The sequence below is a fragment of the Mucilaginibacter tolerans genome (assembly GCF_030519375.1).
In the GTDB taxonomy this organism is placed as follows: Bacteria; Bacteroidota; Bacteroidia; order Sphingobacteriales; family Sphingobacteriaceae; genus Mucilaginibacter.
The window spans coordinates 105,563-124,441 of record NZ_JAUMKB010000007.1 but is presented as its reverse complement, the minus strand read 5'-3'; the positions used below and the strand labels follow the sequence as shown (position 1 = coordinate 124,441).

The window sequence follows — 18,879 nt, the reverse complement described above, 5'->3', positions numbered from 1 at the left end:
TTAATCAGCAGATGGCCAGAAGGCATCTTCAATATGTTTTAATGTATAATTTTCGTTCCGGTCAAATAAAACGGAGATGATGTCAAACTGCACTTCGCCCTGGCGATCCATCAGGTAAATATATTCATCCGCGGCATCAGCCAGTAATCTTTGCTTACGCCTATCTACAAAATCTTCCGGCTCGCCGAAACCGTTTCCCGTCCTGGTTTTTACTTCGGTATAGATGATCACCCGATCCTTATAAGCTATTATGTCTACCTCTGCTTTTCCATGCGTCCAGTTCTCGTCCAATATCTCGTAACCCAAATCCTTCAGGAATGTTTTTGCCAGGTTTTCGCCCCTGCGGCCAAGGTCAGGGTGTACAGCCATTATTTAATGATCACTGAGCCTAAATAATCCGAGATGCTTTTCTCCACTTTTTTCATCTGCATATACTGCGTCAGCAAAATTTCTGTGTTCTCATCCCCCTCTGCATTTTGCAATTCGGTGCGCAGGTTATCCAGTATCTTGCCCACTTTATGTTTCTTCAGGTGAAAGATCGCCCCCAAAATGGTCGCTTTCATATTCACCTGCTCATCGGGTACTAAAATCTTATGCATTTCGTACCAGTTTTCGCTTAACGTATATTTAGTAGCCAATAGTGTGACTGTGAGGTCCACAATTTCCTTGTCAGGGTGGTGAATAAACAACTGCTCATCCAGCAATACTCCATTCTCCACCTCGTTGCTATACAGTTCGACGAACCTTTTACTTGGAGTATGTTCAAACTCTACGTCCCCCAATTCGGCTATCATAAACGGTCCTATATAAGTATTGGCGATGCCATCCCAATCGATCATTTTGCTACCATAAAGAAGCAGCAAGCGGATAATCTCTTTTTCTTGTGTATAATCTTCTTTAACAGATTTTTCGAGCGGAATTTCCTCAACCGGGTACTGCTCAGCTACCTCTGCTTGTTTTGCACCCTGTTGTGCATCCTTCTTCGATTTGGCAAGGCGCATTTTATTGAGCTCCGAAAGCAATGCGCGCTCATCAATCTGTAAGATATGGCTACAATCTTTTATAAAAACAGATGCCTTGATCGAGTCCGGAATTTTTGCAATACTTTCCACCACCTCCCGGATTACTTCCGCGCGTTTTATCGGATCGGTTCCGGCTTCTTTTAACAGAATGTCGGTTTTGTAGATGATGAAGTCTTTCCTGTTCTGGTCAATGTAATTTTTGAAGGCATTGGTGCCTACACTCCGAACATAGGAATCCGGGTCGTGACCATCTGGGAATAGCACAACCTTAACATTGAGCCCTTCTTCCAATATCATATCCAATCCGCGCAGTGATGCCTTGATACCTGCCGCATCGCCATCATACAGAATGGTAATATTTTTGGTAAACCTGCCGATGAGCCTGATCTGTTCAACGGTAAGCGAAGTGCCGGATGAAGCTACCACATTTTCAATGCCTGCCTGGTGAACCGATAATACGTCGGCATAACCTTCCACCAGGTAGCAATTGTCCTCGTCTCTTATTGCCTTCTTGGCAAAATATAGCCCATATAAAACATTGGACTTATGATAAATTTCCGACTCAGGCGAGTTGACATATTTCGGAACGTTTTTGTCAGTCTTCAGCGTTCGACCACCGAAGGCAATCACGCGCCCTGTAAACCCATGTATTGGGAACATTACCCGGCCACGGTAACGGTCGTACAGCGTGCCATTGTCGCGCTTAACAGATAAACCACTTTCAACCAAAAACTCTTCCTGGTAACCTTCTTTTAAAGCCTGTCCTGAAAAGGCTTCCCATTGATCAGGTGAGTAGCCTAATTCGAATTTTTTTATCGTTTCGTTAGTAAAACCACGCTCCTTAAAATAGCTGAGGCCGATGTTTTGTCCCTCCTCGCTATCCAATAAACTTTCATGAAAAAATTTCGCAGCATAGGCGCTGACGATCATCAGGCTTTCGCGATGATTTTCCTCTTCTTTGTTTTCGTGCGATTCAACCGTTTCCTCAACCTCGATGCTATACTTATTGGCCAGCCATTTCAAAGCCTCGGGATAGGTAAACTTCTCCAGTTCCATCAAAAAAGTGACTGCAGAGCCGCCTTTCCCTGATGAGAAGTCTTTAAAAATGCCTTTTGCAGGAGACACGGTAAACGAGGGCGTACGCTCATTACTGAAAGGTGAGAGACCAACGTAGTTGGCGCCCCGCTTTTTTAACTGTACAAACTCACCAATCACCTCGACAATGTCGATGGCTTCCATAATGCGGTCGATGGTGGTTTTGGTGATCATAAAACAGTTTACAAATGTATGGTATGACGACCTTAATTTAGGAATTATTTAGTTGCCTTCGCTTTAAAAAAGTGATAGCAATACCCGTCAATATTATAATACTACCTGCAATTTCCTTAAACTCAAGTTTCTCGGCCAGAAAGATCATCGCCCACACACCAGCGATCACCGTTTGACTAAGTAGCGCTACAGAAACTTTTGTGGCATCCAAATAATTGAGCGAATAATTGATGGTAATCCAGCCAGCCAACTGACAAATCAGGCCCATTCCCAATAGATAAAGCCAGGTTGAAGCGGGAAAGCCGAGCATCGCATTATGCTGAAGCAAGGAGATCAAAAACAGAAATACTGATGCGCCCAACATATTGTAGAACATGAAAGTAACCGTGCTTATCTTTTGCAAAATGCCTTTGGTGATCATGATATAAATAGCATAAAACAAACTGGCGATCAAAGCAAGAATCAACCCGATATTGAATTGCAGATGAAATATTTGCTGATACCCCACCAGTATCACCATGCCGAAAATGGCGATCCAGGTGCCTATCCAGAATGAAGCTCCTGATTTTTTCCGCAGGATCAAAAAGCTCAGCAGTCCCACCCAAAGCGGGGCAAGGTTGGCTATCAATGTGGATATTGTTGCGCTGATCTTCATTAGTGAGAGATTCCATACCGCAATGTCCGCTCCAAATACTACGCCTCCTAACAAGGCAACCAGCAAATCTTTACGTTCTATTTTCAAATTACCTTTAACAATACAATAAGGCACCAAAAATATCCAAGCAAAGAAAATTCGGTAAAATCCTGAGGTGATGGCAGGCGCAACGGAAAGCTTGACAAATATCGGCGAGAAGGAAATGCAGACAATGCCGACGATGAGGCTGGCCTTAGGATTCATTATGAGCAAACTTAAACAAATCACTTATCTTATAGGCAAATAATCGTATTTTTGCGCCTCAAAATTATTCTATTATGAGTCAACGGACAAAGATCAAAGCATTGCTTGAGAGCGAGCAAACCAACATTGAAGTAACAGTTAAAGGATGGGTACGTACCTTTCGTAATAATCAGTTTATCGCTTTAAATGATGGCTCAACCAATAGCAATATCCAGATCGTGGTTGATTTTGAAAATACTGACCCGAATTTACTAAAGCGCATCACCACAGGAGCCGCCCTCAGTGTGGTAGGCGAATTGGTAGCATCTTTAGGTAAAGGTCAAAAAGTAGAAGTTAAAGCAAAACAGATAGAAGTATTAGGCGACAGTGACCCTGAAAAGTACCCGCTTCAGCCTAAAAAACATAGCCTGGAGTTTTTGCGCGAGATTGCACACCTGCGTTTTCGTACCAATACTTTTGGCGCGGTTTTCCGTGTGCGTAACAGCCTGTCTTATGCGGTGCATACCTTTTTTCATGAGCGGGGATTTGTTTACCTGCATACACCTATCATCACCGCTTCGGATGCTGAAGGTGCAGGTGAGACATTCCATGTCACCAACTTCGACCTGGCTTATCCGCCAAGAACTGAAAATGGAGACGTGGATTTTAAACAGGATTTCTTCGGTCGTGCTACCAATTTGACTGTATCCGGTCAGCTGGAAGGCGAGCTTGGCGCGATGGCATTGAGCGACATTTATACTTTCGGGCCAACTTTCCGTGCGGAAAATTCCAACACTACCCGCCACCTGGCTGAGTTCTGGATGATAGAGCCCGAAATGGCTTTTTATGACCTGGAAGATAACATGAATTTGGCGGAGGAGTTTTTAAAATATCTTATCGGCTATGTACTGAAAAACAATGCGGAAGATATCGAATTCCTGAGCCAGCGTTTGGCCGAAGAAGAAAAGCAGAAGCCGCAAAACGAGCGTTCGGAAACAACGCTGATCGAAAAACTGCAGTTCTGTTTGGATAATGATTTCCAACGTCTTACTTATACGGAGGCTATCGATATATTAAAAGAATCGACCCCGAACAAAAAGAAAAAGTTCACCTACCTGGTTGAAGGCTGGGGAACCGACCTGCAATCGGAACACGAGCGCTATTTAGTTGAAAAACATTTCAAAAAGCCTGTGATCCTGACTGATTATCCGAAGGAGATCAAAGCCTTCTACATGCGCCAGAACGATGACGGCAAAACCGTAAGGGCGATGGACATCCTGTTCCCGGGTATTGGTGAGATCGTAGGTGGCTCACAACGTGAAGAGCGCCTGGAAAAACTAGAACAACGCATGACCGAAATGGGCATCCCGACTGAAGAATTATGGTGGTATTTGGATACCCGCCGTTTCGGATCTTGTCCGCATGCAGGCTTCGGATTAGGCTTTGAGCGCATGGTGCAGTTTGTTACCGGTATGGGTAATATCAGGGATGTGATACCTTTTCCAAGGTTCCCGAAAAACGCGGAGTTTTAATATACGATTTCACCCGTTGAATTGAGATTTCACTGATTATATTGCCCTCTTATTCAGAGGGCTTTTTTATGCCAAAAATCGAACTGACAACCTTCATCCACGCTCCCATCGAAAAAGTCTTCGACTTATCAAGAAGCATCGATCTGCATATGGAATCGACCAGGCAAACTGGGGAGAAAGCCATAGCAGGTAAAACAAGCGGACTGATCGGATTGGGCCAAACCGTTACCTGGCCGGCGAAGCATTTCGGTATCTGGCAAACGCTTACCTCTAAGATCACCGAACTTGATCGTCCTAATTTGTTTGTTGATGAAATGGTGAGCGGAGCGTTCAAAAGCTTTCGGCACGAGCATCACTTCACAACCTCAGGCAATCAAACTATCATGAAAGACATTTTTGAATTTGAAACGCCGTTGGGTATTCTCGGTAACATATTCAATAAACTGATCTTAACCCACTATATGACGAAGCTTTTGGAGGAGAGGAATAGGGTGATTAGGGAAGCAGCTCAATCCTGCTAAGGCCAACTAATAGTGCGTCACCTTGCTTATTCTATTGGGTTCCGCTACATAAATATTACCTGATGCATCAACAGCCAGCGCCTCGGGGCCGCTGAATGAACCGCCTGATCCGTTTCCGGCCAATGTTTTCACCGTATTGGTTTGGGTATTAATTACGCGGATGGCATTATTACCCCAATCGGCAACATAGATATTGCCGGATGCATCAACCGTTAAACCAGTGATACCATGGAAATGAGCGTCAGCCAACGAGCCATCAATATAATTTCCGTTGGGGCCGGTTACCTGCCCGTTTATGGTAATATTGGTCACCGTTCCATCGGAAGCAATTTTGCGAACGTTATTCATAGGATAATCGCTGGCATATACATTTCCTGTGGCGTCAACTGCCACGGCAGCCGGCGCGAAATTGATGCCTACACCCAGCATCCCGTCACCAATGACACTATTTAACATCCCGGTTTTAGTCCCGTCGGGTGTGATCTTATCTATCTGATTATAGCCATAATGGCTTGTATAAAGGTTGCCGTTTGCATCGCGGGCGATAGCTATCGGCGTCTCAATCTGCACAAAAGTGCTTACTACTCCGCCAGGTGTGATCTTTCGAATGCATTGGTTATTGGTATCGGCAACGTACAGGTTACCGTCGCCGTCGATCACCACGCCAGATGGCCGGTAAAACAGGGCAACTGACACATCGCCATCAAGGTATCCGCTCGGACTAGTCGGCTGACCGGCTACCAGGCTCACAACGCCATTAGGATCAATTTTACGGATACAATTACTCAGTGCATCGGCAACATAAACGTTTCCCTGTTTATCAACAGCCATACCTGTAGGAAAATTAAAGCCTGTCGCCAGCGTTGTGGTCTTAACGCTATCCATATTGATTACAACATTCTGGGGCACAGGTGTCGTAGGGTTTGAAGGCTGTGTTTTAGTTGTATCCTTAACCGTTACCGGTTTTACAATGTTGCTGGTTTTTGTGCAGCTGGCCAGCAGTCCGGCTATCAGCACTGCCGATAAGCAAAATATGGGGATAACATGTATTGTTCCTTTCATGATATTGAAGTTCAGGCAGAATGGTTTAAGTTTTGATCAAATATAATGAAATTCAAACGCAAAACATCCTGCAAAAGATTCAAATCAATTCCCTAACTGCTTCAGTGCCAAATACGCCATCAAGCCAGTGCTTACTTTAAAAGCATCTTCTTCAACATCAAAAGTAGGTGTGTGTACAGACGAGGTAATACCGCGGCTTTCATTACGGGTGCCTAAGCGGTAAAAGCAGGAATCGGCAACCTGGGTGTAGTAGGCAAAATCTTCCGCGGCCATCCAGATGTCCAGATCGAGTACATTTTCTTTACCCAAATAATCTTCAGCATAGCCACGCACGGCATTAGTCAGCTTTTCTTCATTGATCAGGAAGGGGTAACCTTTAATGATGTTGAATTCGCAGCTTCCGCCCATGCTTTCGGCAATGCCTTCAGCCATCTTTTTCATTTTTTTATGGGCATCGGAGCGCCATGCTTCGTCCATCGTGCGGAAGGTTCCTTCCAGGTAAACTTCATTCGGGATCACATTGGTAGCTCCATTAGCAATCACTTTCCCAAATGATAGCACTGAAGGGCTTTTAGGATCGTTATATCGACTAATAATAGTTTGCAGCGCAGTAAGAATATGTGCGGTAATAATTACCGGGTCAATATTAGCTTGCGGTTGAGCCCCGTGACCACCTTTACCCTTTACAGTTACATAGATCTCATCTGTAGATGCCATGTATTTCCCTGCGCGGAAACCCACTTTTCCGGCATCTATCCAGGGCATCACGTGCTGACCCAGTACTGCTTGCGGTTTGGGGTTTTCCAATACGCCTTCCTTAATCATCAGGCTAGCACCGCCGGGTAGTTTTTCCTCAGCAGGTTGAAAGATCAATTTGACTGTTCCTGCAAACTGGCTTTTAAGCTCAGTCAGTATTCTGGCAGTACCTAGCAGAGACGACGTATGTGCATCATGTCCGCAGGCGTGCATCACGCCGTTATTTTTCGATTTGTAGGGAACATCATTGGCTTCCAGAATCGGCAGGGCGTCCATATCAGCACGCAGGGCCACCACCTTATCTGATGGCTTATCCCCTTTTATCAAAGCCACCAAGCCAGTATTAGCCATTTTGTGGTATTCCAGGCCCATATCTTCCAGTTTCCTGGCGACATAAGCAGAAGTTTCCACCTCGTGAAAAGAAAGTTCTGGGTTAGCGTGCAAATGGCGGCGGTTGGCAACCACCTCGTTAAAAATATTCTGGGAAAGCTCCTGTATGTGTTCTTTAGTCATCGGTATCCTGTTTGGGCGGGGTGATCTTTTCCTGGATGATAAACATCCCGGTGAATAGTTTCTTTAAGTCGTTTTGCAGCTTTTCAGCATCCAAACGGGTCCTGAAATCGCCTACGCGGACTTTAAAATTAGGTTCATTATAAATTATATAGCTCTTTATGTCCGGGAATTGCTCCAGGAATTTGGACTGTGCATTATATGCATCCTTCCTATTCTCACCGGTAAATATCTGCACCCGAAAGCCGTTCATAGTCATGGCGTCGGCACCTTTATTCAGTTCGAGCCTGTGAGCCGCAAACGTATCGATGCGCGGATCTTTTATAACTTCCACCTTGCCGCGCGTTTGCGCACCGGCTGTAAACGCAAACAAAATAAAAAAACAGCCCGCGCTTATCTGCAAAATAGCTTTAAAACGTGAGGCTGCTTTATTCATAAATTCTAATCTCTAAATTCTAAACTCTAAGTTTAAAATTTTAAATCCGAAATCGTAAATCGTAAATCTAAAATCCGCTTACGCTTGTCCTACTCCATGGCAATTCTTGTACTTTTTGCCACTGCCGCAAGGACAAGGATCATTCCGTCCAATTTTTTGTTCCACTCTTACCGGAGTGGCTTTTGGTGGCGGTACGTCTGCAAATTCATTCATCGGTACACCGCTTGACTCAGCTACCAGTTCAGGCTTCGAGGTACGCAGCTTTTTTAAATCTGTTTTCGGCTGCGGTTTCGCTTCCCTTATTTCGTCCGGTTCCTGCTGAACCGGGATACCACCCCTGAACAGGAAGCTTACCATTTCCTTATTCACAGTAGCCAGCATCTGGCGGAACAGTTCAAACGCTTCGAACTTATAAACCAGCAATGGGTCTTTTTGTTCGTAAACGGCATTCTGTACCGATTGCTTCAGTTCGTCCATTTCGCGCAGGTGTTCTTTCCATGCATCATCTATCAGGTAAAGCACCACGTTCTTCTCGAACGATTTGAACACTTCAGCGCCTTTATTTTCAACTGCTTTTTTAAGCGGAACAGCCACCTGTATGCCGTGGATGCCATCAGTAAACGGCACCACAATATTTTCGATATACTCACCCCGGGTAGTAAACACATCTTTCAAAACGGGGAATGCCTGCTGTGCAATAGCTTCGGCTTTGCGTTTGTAGAAGGCAGTTACCTCGTGGAATACCTTATCAGTGAGCTGGTTGATATGTGTTGAAGCAAATTCATCTTCACTAATCTCAGTGTCTACTGAGAATACACGTATTAGCTCCAGCTGGAACCCTTCGTAATTGTTTTCTTCCTTGTATTGAGTAACAACATCAGCCGCAACGTCAAAAATGGTGTTGTTAATATCCACTTCCAAACGTTCGCCAAAAAGGGCGCTCTTACGTTTAGAATAGATAACTGTACGCTGCGAGTTCATCACATCGTCGTACTCAAGTAAGCGCTTACGGATACCGAAGTTGTTTTCTTCTACTTTCTTCTGTGCACGTTCGATAGACTTGGTGATCATCGAGTGCTGTATCACTTCGCCCTCCTCGATACCCATGCGTACCATCAGGTTCGAGATACGCTCCGAACCAAATAAACGCATCAGGTTATCTTCCAGCGATACGAAGAACTGGGTAGAACCCGGGTCACCCTGGCGTCCTGAACGACCGCGTAACTGCCTGTCCACACGGCGTGACTCATGGCGTTCGGTACCTACGATGGCCAAACCACCTGCATCTTTTACACCCGGACCAAGCTTAATATCCGTACCACGACCAGCCATGTTGGTGGCGATGGTTACAGTACCTGCCTTACCGGCCTCGGCCACGATGTCCGCTTCTTTCTGGTGCAGTTTAGCGTTCAGTACGTTATGTTTGATGCCGCGCAGTTTCAGCATACGGCTCAATAATTCAGATATATCAACGGATGTGGTGCCTACCAGAACTGGCCTGCCTGCCTGCGTCAGGTTAACGATTTCGTCGGCTACGGCATTATATTTTTCGCGTATGGTGCGGTATACCAGGTCCTGGCGGTCATCGCGGATAATGGAAGTATTGGTTGGTATCTCCACCACATCCAGTTTGTATATCTCCCAGAACTCACCTGCTTCGGTAACGGCTGTACCGGTCATGCCGCAAAGTTTATGGTACATTCTGAAGTAGTTTTGCAGGGTGATGGTTGCAAAAGTTTGGGTAGCATCTTCTACCTTCACATTTTCTTTTGCTTCAATAGCCTGGTGTAAACCGTCAGAGTAACGGCGGCCATCCAAAATACGGCCAGTCTGCTCATCAACTATCTTTACCTTACCCTCGTCGATGATGTATTCTGTATCTTTTTCAAATAAGGTATATGCTTTCAGCAATTGGTTTACCGAGTGGATACGTTCTGATTTCACAGAAAAATCACGCATCAGGGTATCTTTTTGAGCAACTTTCTCTTCATTACTTGCGTGAGACTTTTCAATCTCGGCAATTTCAGAGCCTACATCAGGCATCACAAAGAAATGTGGGTCCTCGCCTGATGCAGTAATCAATTCGATACCTTTTTCAGTCAACTCCACCTGGTTATTTTTTTCGTCTATTACAAAATACAGTTCAGCATCAACCTTCGGCATTTCCTTGCTCTGGTCCTGCATGTAATAGTTTTCGGTTTTTAATAAAACCTGTTTGTTAGCGCCTTCGCTCAGGAACTTGATCAGCGCTTTATTTTTTGGTAAGCCACGGTGTGCGCGCAATAAAGCCAAACCGCCATCATCAGTTCCGGTCTTCCCATCCGCAATGGCTTTTTTTGCTTCGTTTAATACAGTATTTATATAAGCTTTTTGGGTATTTACCAAACGTTCAATGCGTGGTTTCAACTCATAAAACTCGTGCTCATCGCCGCGCGGAATTGGCCCTGAAATGATCAAAGGTGTACGGGCATCGTCGATCAATACCGAGTCAACCTCATCCACCATTGCGTAATGTAATTTGCGTTGCACCAATTCTTCAGGCGAACGTGTCATATTGTCACGCAGGTAATCAAAGCCGAATTCATTGTTGGTACCGAAAGTAATATCGGCCATATAAGCTGCACGGCGCGCTTCTGAGTTTGGCTCATGTTTGTCGATACAATCAACAGACAATCCGTGGAACTCATATAGTGGGCCCATCCATTCCGAGTCACGACGTGCCAGGTAATCGTTAACAGTCACAATGTGAACACCTTGTCCGGCCAATGCATTCAAATAAGCAGGCAAGGTCGCTACCAGCGTTTTACCTTCACCCGTCGCCATTTCAGAGATTTTCCCTTGGTGCAATACTGTACCGCCTATCAGCTGTACATCATAATGTACCATATCCCAGGTTACTTCGTTACCGGCTGCAATCCAGGTATTATGGTGTATCGCTTTGTCACCTTTTATTACCACGTTGCTCTTACGCGCCGCCAGATCACGGTCGAATTGAGTAGCAGTAACTTCGAGGGTTTTATTTTCTTTGAGCCTGCGGGCAGTTTCTTTCACAACGGCGAAAGCCTCCGGCAGGATATCCATCAGTATTACTTCCAGTTCCTTGTTGCGGTCTTTCTCAAGCTTATCCACCTGGGTATAAAGCTGAACCTTCTCGCTTACGTCCAGGTCAGGATTATTTTCAATCCTGTCTTTAAGCTCCTGCAATTCAGCATCAATTTCGGCAAGGCCCTGTTTTATTGTCTCTTTAAAAGCTATGGTTTTAGCGCGGAGATCATCATGGCTGATATTATCCAGTTTCGAGAATTCTTCTTTGATCTTCTCTACTATTGGTTGTATCGCTTTTACATCTCGTTCCGATTTGTTTCCAAAAAGCTTGCTTATAAAATTTAACATACGTATTTCGATATTATGCTACGGCTTCAACAATTGCGCCATAGCAATTTATGTAGTCATAATGGCAGGCAAAGGTACGTTTTTGAGGTGAAAGCCGAAAGGTTAAAGCTGAAAGCTTTATTCATCCTTTTCTTCGTCTTCATCGCTCCAATCCTCATCGTCATCAAGATTGTTTTCATCAAAGTCGTCCCAGAATTTGTCTTCGTCAAACATTAGCTCTTCCAGCTTCTCCTGCTCGGGCGTACTTGAGTCATAACGGATTCCCCAGTTATCTGGTATATCATAGCTTTTATCAAAACCACGTATCCAGTTTAAAAACTCCATTCTGAATTCTTCTACCTTTTCGCGCATCAGCTGTACATAGTCTTCTTCATTGATGTTGACCATAGCTGAAAATATAACTGCATTCAGCATATCCTGCGCAGCTATCTTAATCACCACTGCGCTCTGCATTTTTAATGAATACAGGCCTCCGCCTTCTGCCCCAGCGATTTTTACCTGCATGATCATGGCATTGCCTAATATCTCGCTGGCAAGATGCTCTTTTTTGCTATCTTCTTTCAGCGTTTCAGCTATCACTTCAGCCAATTCCAGTATTTCTTCCGACTTCTGGAAGATGGGCAGTTTGCGGTATTTATCCAATCGTCTTGACATATCGTAAAAATAATCTTTAGCAGCCGAAATTGTTTGCATTATTTATCTGAACTATGATCATAGTGCCTTTAAGACAACTATGACCACTGTTATTGCAACCCACTCGTCTAACATTTGCACATCTCCGCATCGGCACATTTACACAATCACGCATACTCACATCTGCACATTTAACTTATATTTGCCCCATGAATATCCTGCTCCTCGGTTCGGGCGGAAGGGAAAGTGCCTTCGCCTGGAAAATTTCACAAAGCCCCAAATGCAGACAGCTTTTTATTGCCCCTGGCAACGCGGGAACATCGCAATATGGCAAGAACGTAAACATCAAAGCAACAGATTTTGATAGTATAGGCCGTTTTGCTACGGAAAATAAAGTTGATTTGATACTGGTGGGCCCTGAGGAGCCATTGGTAAAAGGGATTCATGATTTTTTCCTGGCCGATGAGAAATTGAAACATATTCCCGTAATCGGCCCGCAACAAGAGGGCGCACAGTTAGAGGGAAGCAAGGATTTCTCCAAAGATTTTATGTTCAGGAATAATATTCCGACTGCCGCATCAAAAACTTTCACCCGCGAAACTTTGCATGAAGGTTTTGAATACCTGTCGACCCAAAGCCTGCCGATTGTTTTAAAAGCGGACGGCTTAGCTGCAGGCAAGGGCGTGTTGATCTGCGAAACACTAAAAGAAGCGGAGCGCGAACTGATCAGTATGCTGACAGAAGCCAAATTTGGCGATGCCAGCTCGAAAGTTGTAGTAGAACAATTCCTGACAGGTATTGAACTGTCAGTTTTTGTAATGACCGACGGCCAGCATTATAAAGTATTACCCGAAGCCAAAGATTATAAACGCATTGGCGAAGGCGATAGCGGCCTCAATACCGGAGGCATGGGTTCCGTATCCCCCGTTCCTTTTGCAGATGCTGCCTTTATGAAAAAGGTGCACGATAAAGTGATTGTGCCTACTGTTAATGGGCTAAAAAAAGAAAAAATACCATATAAAGGGTTCATCTTCATCGGGCTGATGAATTGCAATGGCGAACCTTATGTGATCGAATATAACTGCCGCATGGGTGATCCGGAGACGGAAAGCGTGATGTTGCGAATAGAATCTGATTTTGTAGACCTGCTGCAGGGTGTAGCTAAAGGTAACCTGAACGAAAAAGAATTGGTTATTTCCAATAAAACGGCTGCTACTGTAGTTTGCGTAGCAGGCGGTTACCCTGGTGAATATTTAAGGAATAAGGTGATTACCGGAATGGAGAATGTCCACGAATCGAAAGTATTTCATGCGGGTACATCGATGAACGGAGAAAATGTGATCACTACCGGGGGCCGCGTATTAGCTATCTCAACCTTGCAGGATAATATGTTTAATGCACTCCAGCAAGCTACTGCCGATGCCAGCCGTATTTATTGGGACGGCATATATTTCAGGAAGGATATTGGATTTGACCTTTTATAGTCGGGAAGTCCGCATAAGCCCGAAAGTCGGAAAGAAATAAAAAAAGTCCGGAAGTATTAACTTTACTTTCGGACTTTTCTGTCTTAGGGACTTTCCGTCTTAAATTATATCTTTCCAAACAACTCCTCCAGCTTATCTTCCAGGTCAAAGCCATGCAGGTTTTTAGCGATGATCTTCCCGCTTGGGTCGATCAGGAAGTTTGCAGGGATACCACGTACCACATACAATGCAGCAGGTTTGCTTTTCCAGAATTGCAGATCAGATACCTGCGTCCAGGTCAGGTGATCTTTATGGATAGCATCCAGCCATTTTTGCTTACCGTTTGGACGATCTAATGAAACACCAAGAATGGTAAAGTTCTTGGTCTTATACATATTATAAGCTTTTACCACATTTGGGTTTTCCCTACGACATGGGCCACACCATGACGCCCAGAAATCAACCAAAACGTATTTGCCTCTGAATGATTCAAGACTAACTGTCTTGCCCGCAGTATCAGCTTCTGCAAAAACAGGCGCCATCTCACCTAAAGCTACAGCTTTCAGTTTTGGCAACCTTTCGCCGAATTCTTTACCTCCATCAGATTGTTTTACTTCAGATGAAAGACTTTCATATAACGGGGCTATATCTGCATAATCCGTGCCATAGGCAGCATACATCTCCAATGCCATAAGGCTGATATAAGACCCCGGATGCGATTTGATGAAGTTTGCATTAACTTCGTTAGATTTAGCGTCAAGGGCTTTTTGCTCTTTAGTGGTTGCTCTCTCGAATTCCTCGGAATTTTTCTGCTCAGGGGTTGCAGCTTTTACTTTAGCATCTAATGCCTCCTGCGCATCGTTGATGGGTTTATTTAATGCATCGTATTCTGCATTTTCCCGGTTGGTTTTAGGGCCATCAACTTTTGCTTCATTAAGCTTGCTGCCGCTATTTACATTGATCGTGCCTTTTTCCAGATATATGGACTTATAATCTTTATAAACCACACCTCCTGTGCCCATCTCATTCAATACCAGGTAAGCGTTTACAGGAACCGTGCCTACATTACCCGAGAATTGGAATTCGCCGTTTTTTAAGTTTACCGAATCGGTAATTACTTTATCCTTTACTGAATATTGAAGGTATATTTTAGCAGGCGCACTTAGATTGCCCACCTTACCCTGTAGTACATATTTGCCATCCTGGGCAAAAGCTATTGCAGGTAGTAAGGCAATAGCTGCTGCGATCAGTTTTTTCATGCAGATTTTATTGATAACCCAATATTACTAATAAATTCTAAACCAATTGTTATCTCAGCACTTTTTGTAATTCGCTTTCAAGGTCATCGCCGCGGAGATCTTGTGCAATAATTTTCCCGGCAGGGTCTATAAGGAAATTTTTGGGAATGCTTTGCACAAAATATAGTCTTGCAACTGCATTATTCCAGAATTTAAGGTCCGATAGTTGTGTCCACCCGCCTAAATGGTCGCGCTTAATCGCTTCCAGCCAGGAAAACACTGCTCCCGGCCTGTCCAGCGACACGCTTACAATCGTAAAGTTCTTATCTTTATACTTGTTGAATACTCTCACCACATTCGGATTTTCCTGACGGCAGGGCCCGCACCAGGATGCCCAGAAATCAAGCAAAACATATTTACCCCTGAAAGATGAAAGCCTTACCGGGTGGCCTAAAGTATCAGCCTGTTCAAAATCAGGAGCCATTGCGCCATTAGCAGTTGCCTTCAGACTTTCGAGCGAGTTGCGTATCGAACGGGCTGTTTCTGTTTGTTGCAATTCTTTTGAAAGTCCATCTAAAACAGGCAACAATTCATTAGGATCGGGTGACGGCCCACCCAAAGTACCTATTGATAACAAACTCAAGTAGCTATCAGGATTAGCCGATATAAATGCTTTCAACTTTGCGTGATAATCCGCCTGTATTACTTTAAGTTTTGCCTGCAATGCATTCTGATCAACGGGCTTATTAGCATTTGCCGGATCGTTCGCCAACCTTACCTGTTCAGTCATCAGCGCATTGGTCTTTGCACCGGCTTCACCATTAATAGCCAAAAGCTTTAAATACTGGTCATTTATTGGCGAACCAATAATCTTAGCCTTGTAAGCTGAATCGGGGCTTTGCATATTAATTGTACCCTTGTCGAGGTAAAATGCAAGCTTATCTGAATTCGGACCTACGTCCATTTTATCTGCGCCAACTCCTTTGAAATCGATCACTAAAACGGCCAGAGAGGGGTATATCAGGGTTCCTTTAAATTCAAAACTACCATTTACTGCCTGAGCGGAATCAAGTACCCTATTCGAACCCAATTGGTAACCTAAATAAATTTTGGCGTTAATGTTACCAAACTTTCCCACTACATTAAAGGGCTGCGGAACCTGTGCAAATGCCAGCATTGGCAATGACAGCAAAAGGCAAAAAAACAATTTTCTCATTTATTATTATCAGATAATGATGTTGTTAACGTTCAATCGGTCAATGAATTGTATTTCAATTTAGTTTTTGATAAGTGCGCCACCAAAGGTCGGGCATTTCGCCGGCAACAGCTGTTTTGTAATCGTCATACCGGCATGGCACCAGGTGAAAGCGTTCGTTCATCGATCCCCCGGTAGGATAAGGAACCTGCATCCACCAACGGTCTGATTTTTTGCTCTTTACAAACACCAACTCGTGATCGTCATGCTTTAGACTGGTTTTATAGATCAGGTATTGCGATTTAGGGTTTAACGGAAAATCTTTCTTTCGGTTATAAAATCCATCAATAAAATACCATATCATCTGGGCCAGCAGCATTGCTGTCTGGCCGTTGTTGTCGTAAGCCGGGTTAAATTCATAAAAGCCTATCGAGTTCAATTTGTCATTAAAGCCGGCATACCGGGCTATCTGGCAGGCCTCCTCACCATAAAAACCGTTTGGTGTGGCATTGGCATTGCCGGCAGCATCTGATGAGCGAATGGCCCCCATATCAAAACTGATCATACTGGCATTGCGAATGATTGGCTCGGTTACTGCCACTTGTCCGCTGAGCTCCCCCAGCCGATGTACATCAAAATATAATTTATCCATCACCCTCAAGCTTTCCTGGCTCGAAAAGTAGGTTTGATAGCCCAGGTTGCTGTAATTGAACAGATAATTGGGCTCATGCAAAAATATTTTATTCAGGTACGAGGTGGATGTGGTTTCCAGGCTATCGCCTTCACCATCATCATCCAAATCAAAACGAGGATCGATAACTACCAGGTCAACCTTTTGCTCCAGTTCCTCATAAGCCATATACTGGGCATAGGTAATATCCTGTCCGCCTCCAATTATAACCGGCAGGATGCCTTTTTTTATCAATTCGCTGACCACCGTTTTTACTGCGAAGTAAGTATCAGTTATGCTTGCTCCCTGGCGGATATTACCAAGATCGGCAATTTTAGTCTTGTAAGAACCCTCAAAAAGCATGTATAGCTTCTCCCGCACATAATCGGGCCCTAAAGCGCAGCCTGAATTATTTATGGCATTACGGTCATCCTGTACACCAATGACCGCGATATCTGTTTTTTGTTCAAGGTCAGGAAAATCAACCGAAAAATGCGTAATCTTATCCCCCAGGTGGCTCGAGTAATAGCCATTCTTAGGTGATATCTTTTTCAGGTCAACCGGCGCAAAAAAATCAGATAAAGACATTTCTCAGATGTGCAAATTTGATGATGTGCAAATGTGCAGATTTTTTTAATATGCAAATATGCTGGCATGTAAATGTGCAGATTTTTATCCAATTAGATGTTTTTGATTTTAAATTCAATTTATCCGCACATTTGCACATCTGCACATCTATTTGCACATTCGCAACATGATACTGGTTACGGGTGCAACAGGTTTTCTGGGTTCTGAAGTGGCTAAACAATTGACGCAACAGGCCCATCTCATCCGTTGCACCAGACGGGCCTCATCAACAATACCATCTTTTCTATTGCCCTATCAAAAAAACATAGAATGGGTCGAAGCTGATCTGCTGGACATTTTCGCCCTGGAGAATGCACTCGAAGGCATCACTCAGGTGTATAATTGCGCCGCGTGGGTATCCTTGCGGCAAGCGGATAAGGAACCGATGATTTATACCAATGTGACTGGGACGGCAAACCTTGTCGACCTGTGCCGGCAAAACGGAATACGATTGGTTCATGTAAGTTCAGTAGCCGCAATAGGCGATGCCAAACCGGGCGAACTAATCACAGAAAACCATCATCTCGATCAATCTACTGAAACGGATGGGTATGCCATTTCTAAACTGGAAAGCGAGATGGAAGTTTGGCGCGGTATTGCCGAAGGTTTAGAAGCGGTAATCGTCAACCCTTCTATTATTATTGGCCCCAATGCAGGAACGGAAGGCAGCGGCGCCTTGTTTAAAACTGTTCGCAATGGCTTAAAATTTTATACCAGGGGTAGCGGGGGTTTTGTTGACGTAGAAGATGTGGCTAAATGCATGATTGCACTTATGAACAGTAACATTAGCGGCGAACGTTTTATCATCAGTGCCGAAAACCAGGATTATAAAAGCCTAACAGCAGAAATAGCAAACACATTCGGCATTAAAGCACCATCTGCTTTAGCCAAACCATGGATAATGGAGCTGGCATGGCGGTTTGCCGCTTTTGCCGGAGCGATAACACGTAGCGTACCTTCAATCGACAAAGTATCGGCGCAGGCAGCATCACTTACCAAAAAATTCGACAATACCAAGATCAAAAAAGCAACTGGCATCGAGTTTAAGCCATTAAAAACCTCTATAACAGAGGTGTGTGAAGCTTTAAAAACAATCTAACCATTGCCCGGAAGTAGATTTACAAATTATTGATAAAGCCTGACAGGAATCCGGATAATTGTTAAATTCGTTTTATTCCTACACCCTAATTGACTTTATGAATAAGTATTTTTTTGTACTGGTATTATTTTGCTTTAGCTGTATGAATTCGGAATTGCAATCCAGAGCAGAGCAAACAGCTGAGCATTATGTCAGGAACAGGCTCGGTAACCCTGCATATTTTAAATCGGTATCGTTTTCTGCAATACAAAAAAGACGGTATACTACTTCGCTGGATACATCATTAAATGCAGCCGGAATATCCGCTGCTGATCGTCAAAGAATGAAAACATATGTAGATAGCGAAAACGGTCAGCGCCCGGACCTTGCAGTAAAAAATGAAAAGGATGTTTACAGTATCGAGCATGATAAATTGACTTATTATCTGCTTATTTATTCCTTCAGAACTGATTCGGCGGGGGTAAAAAAGTTAATGAAATACCGGCTTGAATTGGATACAGCCTGCAATGTCATCAACGCCACCGACGTTACCAACGTCAAAATAAAGGAGTAATTGATATCTGCATCCTGAATTAG

General features: G+C 44.0%; 16 protein-coding genes. 5 read left to right on the top strand and 11 right to left on the bottom strand.

The window, feature by feature from the left end:
* The 3 genes from Q3A68_RS11815 to Q3A68_RS11805 are packed head-to-tail and all read right to left on the bottom strand — an operon-like array spanning position 1 to position 3,189.
* Positions 1 to 369 (bottom strand): YraN family protein, encoded by a 369-nt coding sequence (locus tag Q3A68_RS11815; RefSeq protein WP_302901293.1) that lies wholly within the window; start codon positions 367 to 369, stop codon positions 1 to 3.
* Positions 369 to 2,291: a DNA primase gene (gene dnaG / locus Q3A68_RS11810; RefSeq protein ID WP_302901292.1), complete on the bottom strand. Its 1,923-nt coding sequence runs from the start codon at positions 2,289 to 2,291 to the stop codon at positions 369 to 371. The genes Q3A68_RS11815 and dnaG overlap by 1 nt, the downstream gene beginning before the upstream one ends.
* Before the next feature lie 37 nt (positions 2,292 to 2,328).
* On the bottom strand, positions 2,329 to 3,189 hold the full coding sequence (locus tag Q3A68_RS11805) for a DMT family transporter (RefSeq protein WP_302901291.1): 861 nt from the start codon (positions 3,187 to 3,189) through the stop codon (positions 2,329 to 2,331).
* Between the two features lie 74 nt (positions 3,190 to 3,263).
* Between Q3A68_RS11805 and asnS the strand changes: the two genes are divergently transcribed.
* A complete protein-coding gene (asnS, locus tag Q3A68_RS11800) occupies positions 3,264 to 4,700 on the top strand; it encodes an asparagine--tRNA ligase (RefSeq protein WP_302901290.1) in 1,437 nt (478 codons plus the stop codon).
* Positions 4,701 to 4,768: 68 nt separating this feature from the next.
* On the top strand, positions 4,769 to 5,221 hold the full coding sequence (locus Q3A68_RS11795) for an SRPBCC family protein (protein ID WP_302901289.1): 453 nt from the start codon (positions 4,769 to 4,771) through the stop codon (positions 5,219 to 5,221).
* A 6-nt stretch (positions 5,222 to 5,227) separates the two neighbouring features.
* Here the strand turns inward: Q3A68_RS11795 and Q3A68_RS11790 are convergent, their stop codons facing one another.
* From Q3A68_RS11790 to Q3A68_RS11770, 5 genes are all read right to left on the bottom strand, one after another.
* Entirely contained in the window at positions 5,228 to 6,283 is a 1,056-nt protein-coding gene (locus tag Q3A68_RS11790; protein ID WP_302901288.1) for an NHL repeat-containing protein, read from the bottom strand.
* A gap of 84 nt (positions 6,284 to 6,367) precedes the next feature.
* Positions 6,368 to 7,552, bottom strand: a complete 1,185-nt coding sequence (locus Q3A68_RS11785; protein WP_302901287.1) for a M20 metallopeptidase family protein — start codon at positions 7,550 to 7,552, stop codon at positions 6,368 to 6,370.
* Entirely contained in the window at positions 7,545 to 7,985 is a 441-nt protein-coding gene (locus tag Q3A68_RS11780) for an SPOR domain-containing protein (RefSeq protein WP_302901286.1), read from the bottom strand. Before Q3A68_RS11780 ends, Q3A68_RS11785 begins: the two co-directional genes overlap by 8 nt.
* A gap of 78 nt (positions 7,986 to 8,063) precedes the next feature.
* The gene (secA, locus tag Q3A68_RS11775) at positions 8,064 to 11,378 is read right to left on the bottom strand and encodes a preprotein translocase subunit SecA (protein WP_302901285.1); all 3,315 of its coding nucleotides are present in this window, start codon (positions 11,376 to 11,378) and stop codon (positions 8,064 to 8,066) included.
* Positions 11,379 to 11,495: 117 nt separating this feature from the next.
* Complete coding sequence (locus Q3A68_RS11770) at positions 11,496 to 12,071, bottom strand: hypothetical protein (protein WP_302901284.1); 576 nt, start codon at positions 12,069 to 12,071, stop codon at positions 11,496 to 11,498.
* A 149-nt stretch (positions 12,072 to 12,220) separates the two neighbouring features.
* Here Q3A68_RS11770 and purD point away from each other — a divergent pair, with 149 nt between their 5' ends.
* Complete coding sequence (purD, locus tag Q3A68_RS11765) at positions 12,221 to 13,495, top strand: phosphoribosylamine--glycine ligase (protein ID WP_302901283.1); 1,275 nt, start codon at positions 12,221 to 12,223, stop codon at positions 13,493 to 13,495.
* Between the two features lie 104 nt (positions 13,496 to 13,599).
* On the opposite strand, the gene Q3A68_RS11760 is transcribed toward purD, so the two are convergent.
* Genes Q3A68_RS11760 through Q3A68_RS11750 form a run of 3 tightly spaced genes read right to left on the bottom strand, consistent with a single transcriptional unit; the run spans position 13,600 to position 17,165 of the window.
* A complete protein-coding gene (locus Q3A68_RS11760) occupies positions 13,600 to 14,733 on the bottom strand; it encodes a TlpA disulfide reductase family protein (protein ID WP_302901282.1) in 1,134 nt (377 codons plus the stop codon).
* A 49-nt stretch (positions 14,734 to 14,782) separates the two neighbouring features.
* A complete protein-coding gene (locus Q3A68_RS11755; protein ID WP_302901281.1) occupies positions 14,783 to 15,928 on the bottom strand; it encodes a TlpA disulfide reductase family protein in 1,146 nt (381 codons plus the stop codon).
* Positions 15,929 to 15,983: 55 nt separating this feature from the next.
* Positions 15,984 to 17,165: a formimidoylglutamase gene (locus tag Q3A68_RS11750; RefSeq protein ID WP_302901280.1), complete on the bottom strand. Its 1,182-nt coding sequence runs from the start codon at positions 17,163 to 17,165 to the stop codon at positions 15,984 to 15,986.
* 166 nt (positions 17,166 to 17,331) lie between these two features.
* Here Q3A68_RS11750 and Q3A68_RS11745 point away from each other — a divergent pair, with 166 nt between their 5' ends.
* Positions 17,332 to 18,303, top strand: coding sequence for an NAD-dependent epimerase/dehydratase family protein (locus tag Q3A68_RS11745; RefSeq protein ID WP_302901279.1), 972 nt, complete (start codon positions 17,332 to 17,334; stop codon positions 18,301 to 18,303).
* 97 nt (positions 18,304 to 18,400) lie between these two features.
* On the top strand, positions 18,401 to 18,856 hold the full coding sequence (locus Q3A68_RS11740) for a hypothetical protein (protein ID WP_302901278.1): 456 nt from the start codon (positions 18,401 to 18,403) through the stop codon (positions 18,854 to 18,856).
* Positions 18,857 to 18,879: the final 23 nt, after the last annotated feature.

Excerpts from the sequence above, each read along its gene's own strand:
- Q3A68_RS11750 (WP_302901280.1), bottom strand. The coding sequence starts at position 17,165 with ATGTCTTTATCTGATTTTTTTGCGCCGGTTGACCTGAAAAAGATATCA.
- Q3A68_RS11790 (WP_302901288.1), bottom strand. The coding sequence starts at position 6,283 with ATGAAAGGAACAATACATGTTATCCCCATATTTTGCTTATCGGCAGTG.
- Q3A68_RS11745 (WP_302901279.1), top strand. The coding sequence starts at position 17,332 with ATGATACTGGTTACGGGTGCAACAGGTTTTCTGGGTTCTGAAGTGGCT.
- purD (WP_302901283.1), top strand. The coding sequence starts at position 12,221 with ATGAATATCCTGCTCCTCGGTTCGGGCGGAAGGGAAAGTGCCTTCGCC.
- Q3A68_RS11780 (WP_302901286.1), bottom strand. The coding sequence starts at position 7,985 with ATGAATAAAGCAGCCTCACGTTTTAAAGCTATTTTGCAGATAAGCGCG.
- Q3A68_RS11815 (WP_302901293.1), bottom strand. The coding sequence starts at position 369 with ATGGCTGTACACCCTGACCTTGGCCGCAGGGGCGAAAACCTGGCAAAA.
- Q3A68_RS11755 (WP_302901281.1), bottom strand. The coding sequence starts at position 15,928 with ATGAGAAAATTGTTTTTTTGCCTTTTGCTGTCATTGCCAATGCTGGCA.
- Q3A68_RS11805 (WP_302901291.1), bottom strand. The coding sequence starts at position 3,189 with ATGAATCCTAAGGCCAGCCTCATCGTCGGCATTGTCTGCATTTCCTTC.
- Q3A68_RS11760 (WP_302901282.1), bottom strand. The coding sequence starts at position 14,733 with ATGAAAAAACTGATCGCAGCAGCTATTGCCTTACTACCTGCAATAGCT.
- Q3A68_RS11740 (WP_302901278.1), top strand. The coding sequence starts at position 18,401 with ATGAATAAGTATTTTTTTGTACTGGTATTATTTTGCTTTAGCTGTATG.
- asnS (WP_302901290.1), top strand. The coding sequence starts at position 3,264 with ATGAGTCAACGGACAAAGATCAAAGCATTGCTTGAGAGCGAGCAAACC.
- secA (WP_302901285.1), bottom strand. The coding sequence starts at position 11,378 with ATGTTAAATTTTATAAGCAAGCTTTTTGGAAACAAATCGGAACGAGAT.
- Q3A68_RS11785 (WP_302901287.1), bottom strand. The coding sequence starts at position 7,552 with ATGACTAAAGAACACATACAGGAGCTTTCCCAGAATATTTTTAACGAG.
- dnaG (WP_302901292.1), bottom strand. The coding sequence starts at position 2,291 with ATGATCACCAAAACCACCATCGACCGCATTATGGAAGCCATCGACATT.
- Q3A68_RS11770 (WP_302901284.1), bottom strand. The coding sequence starts at position 12,071 with ATGCAAACAATTTCGGCTGCTAAAGATTATTTTTACGATATGTCAAGA.
- Q3A68_RS11795 (WP_302901289.1), top strand. The coding sequence starts at position 4,769 with ATGCCAAAAATCGAACTGACAACCTTCATCCACGCTCCCATCGAAAAA.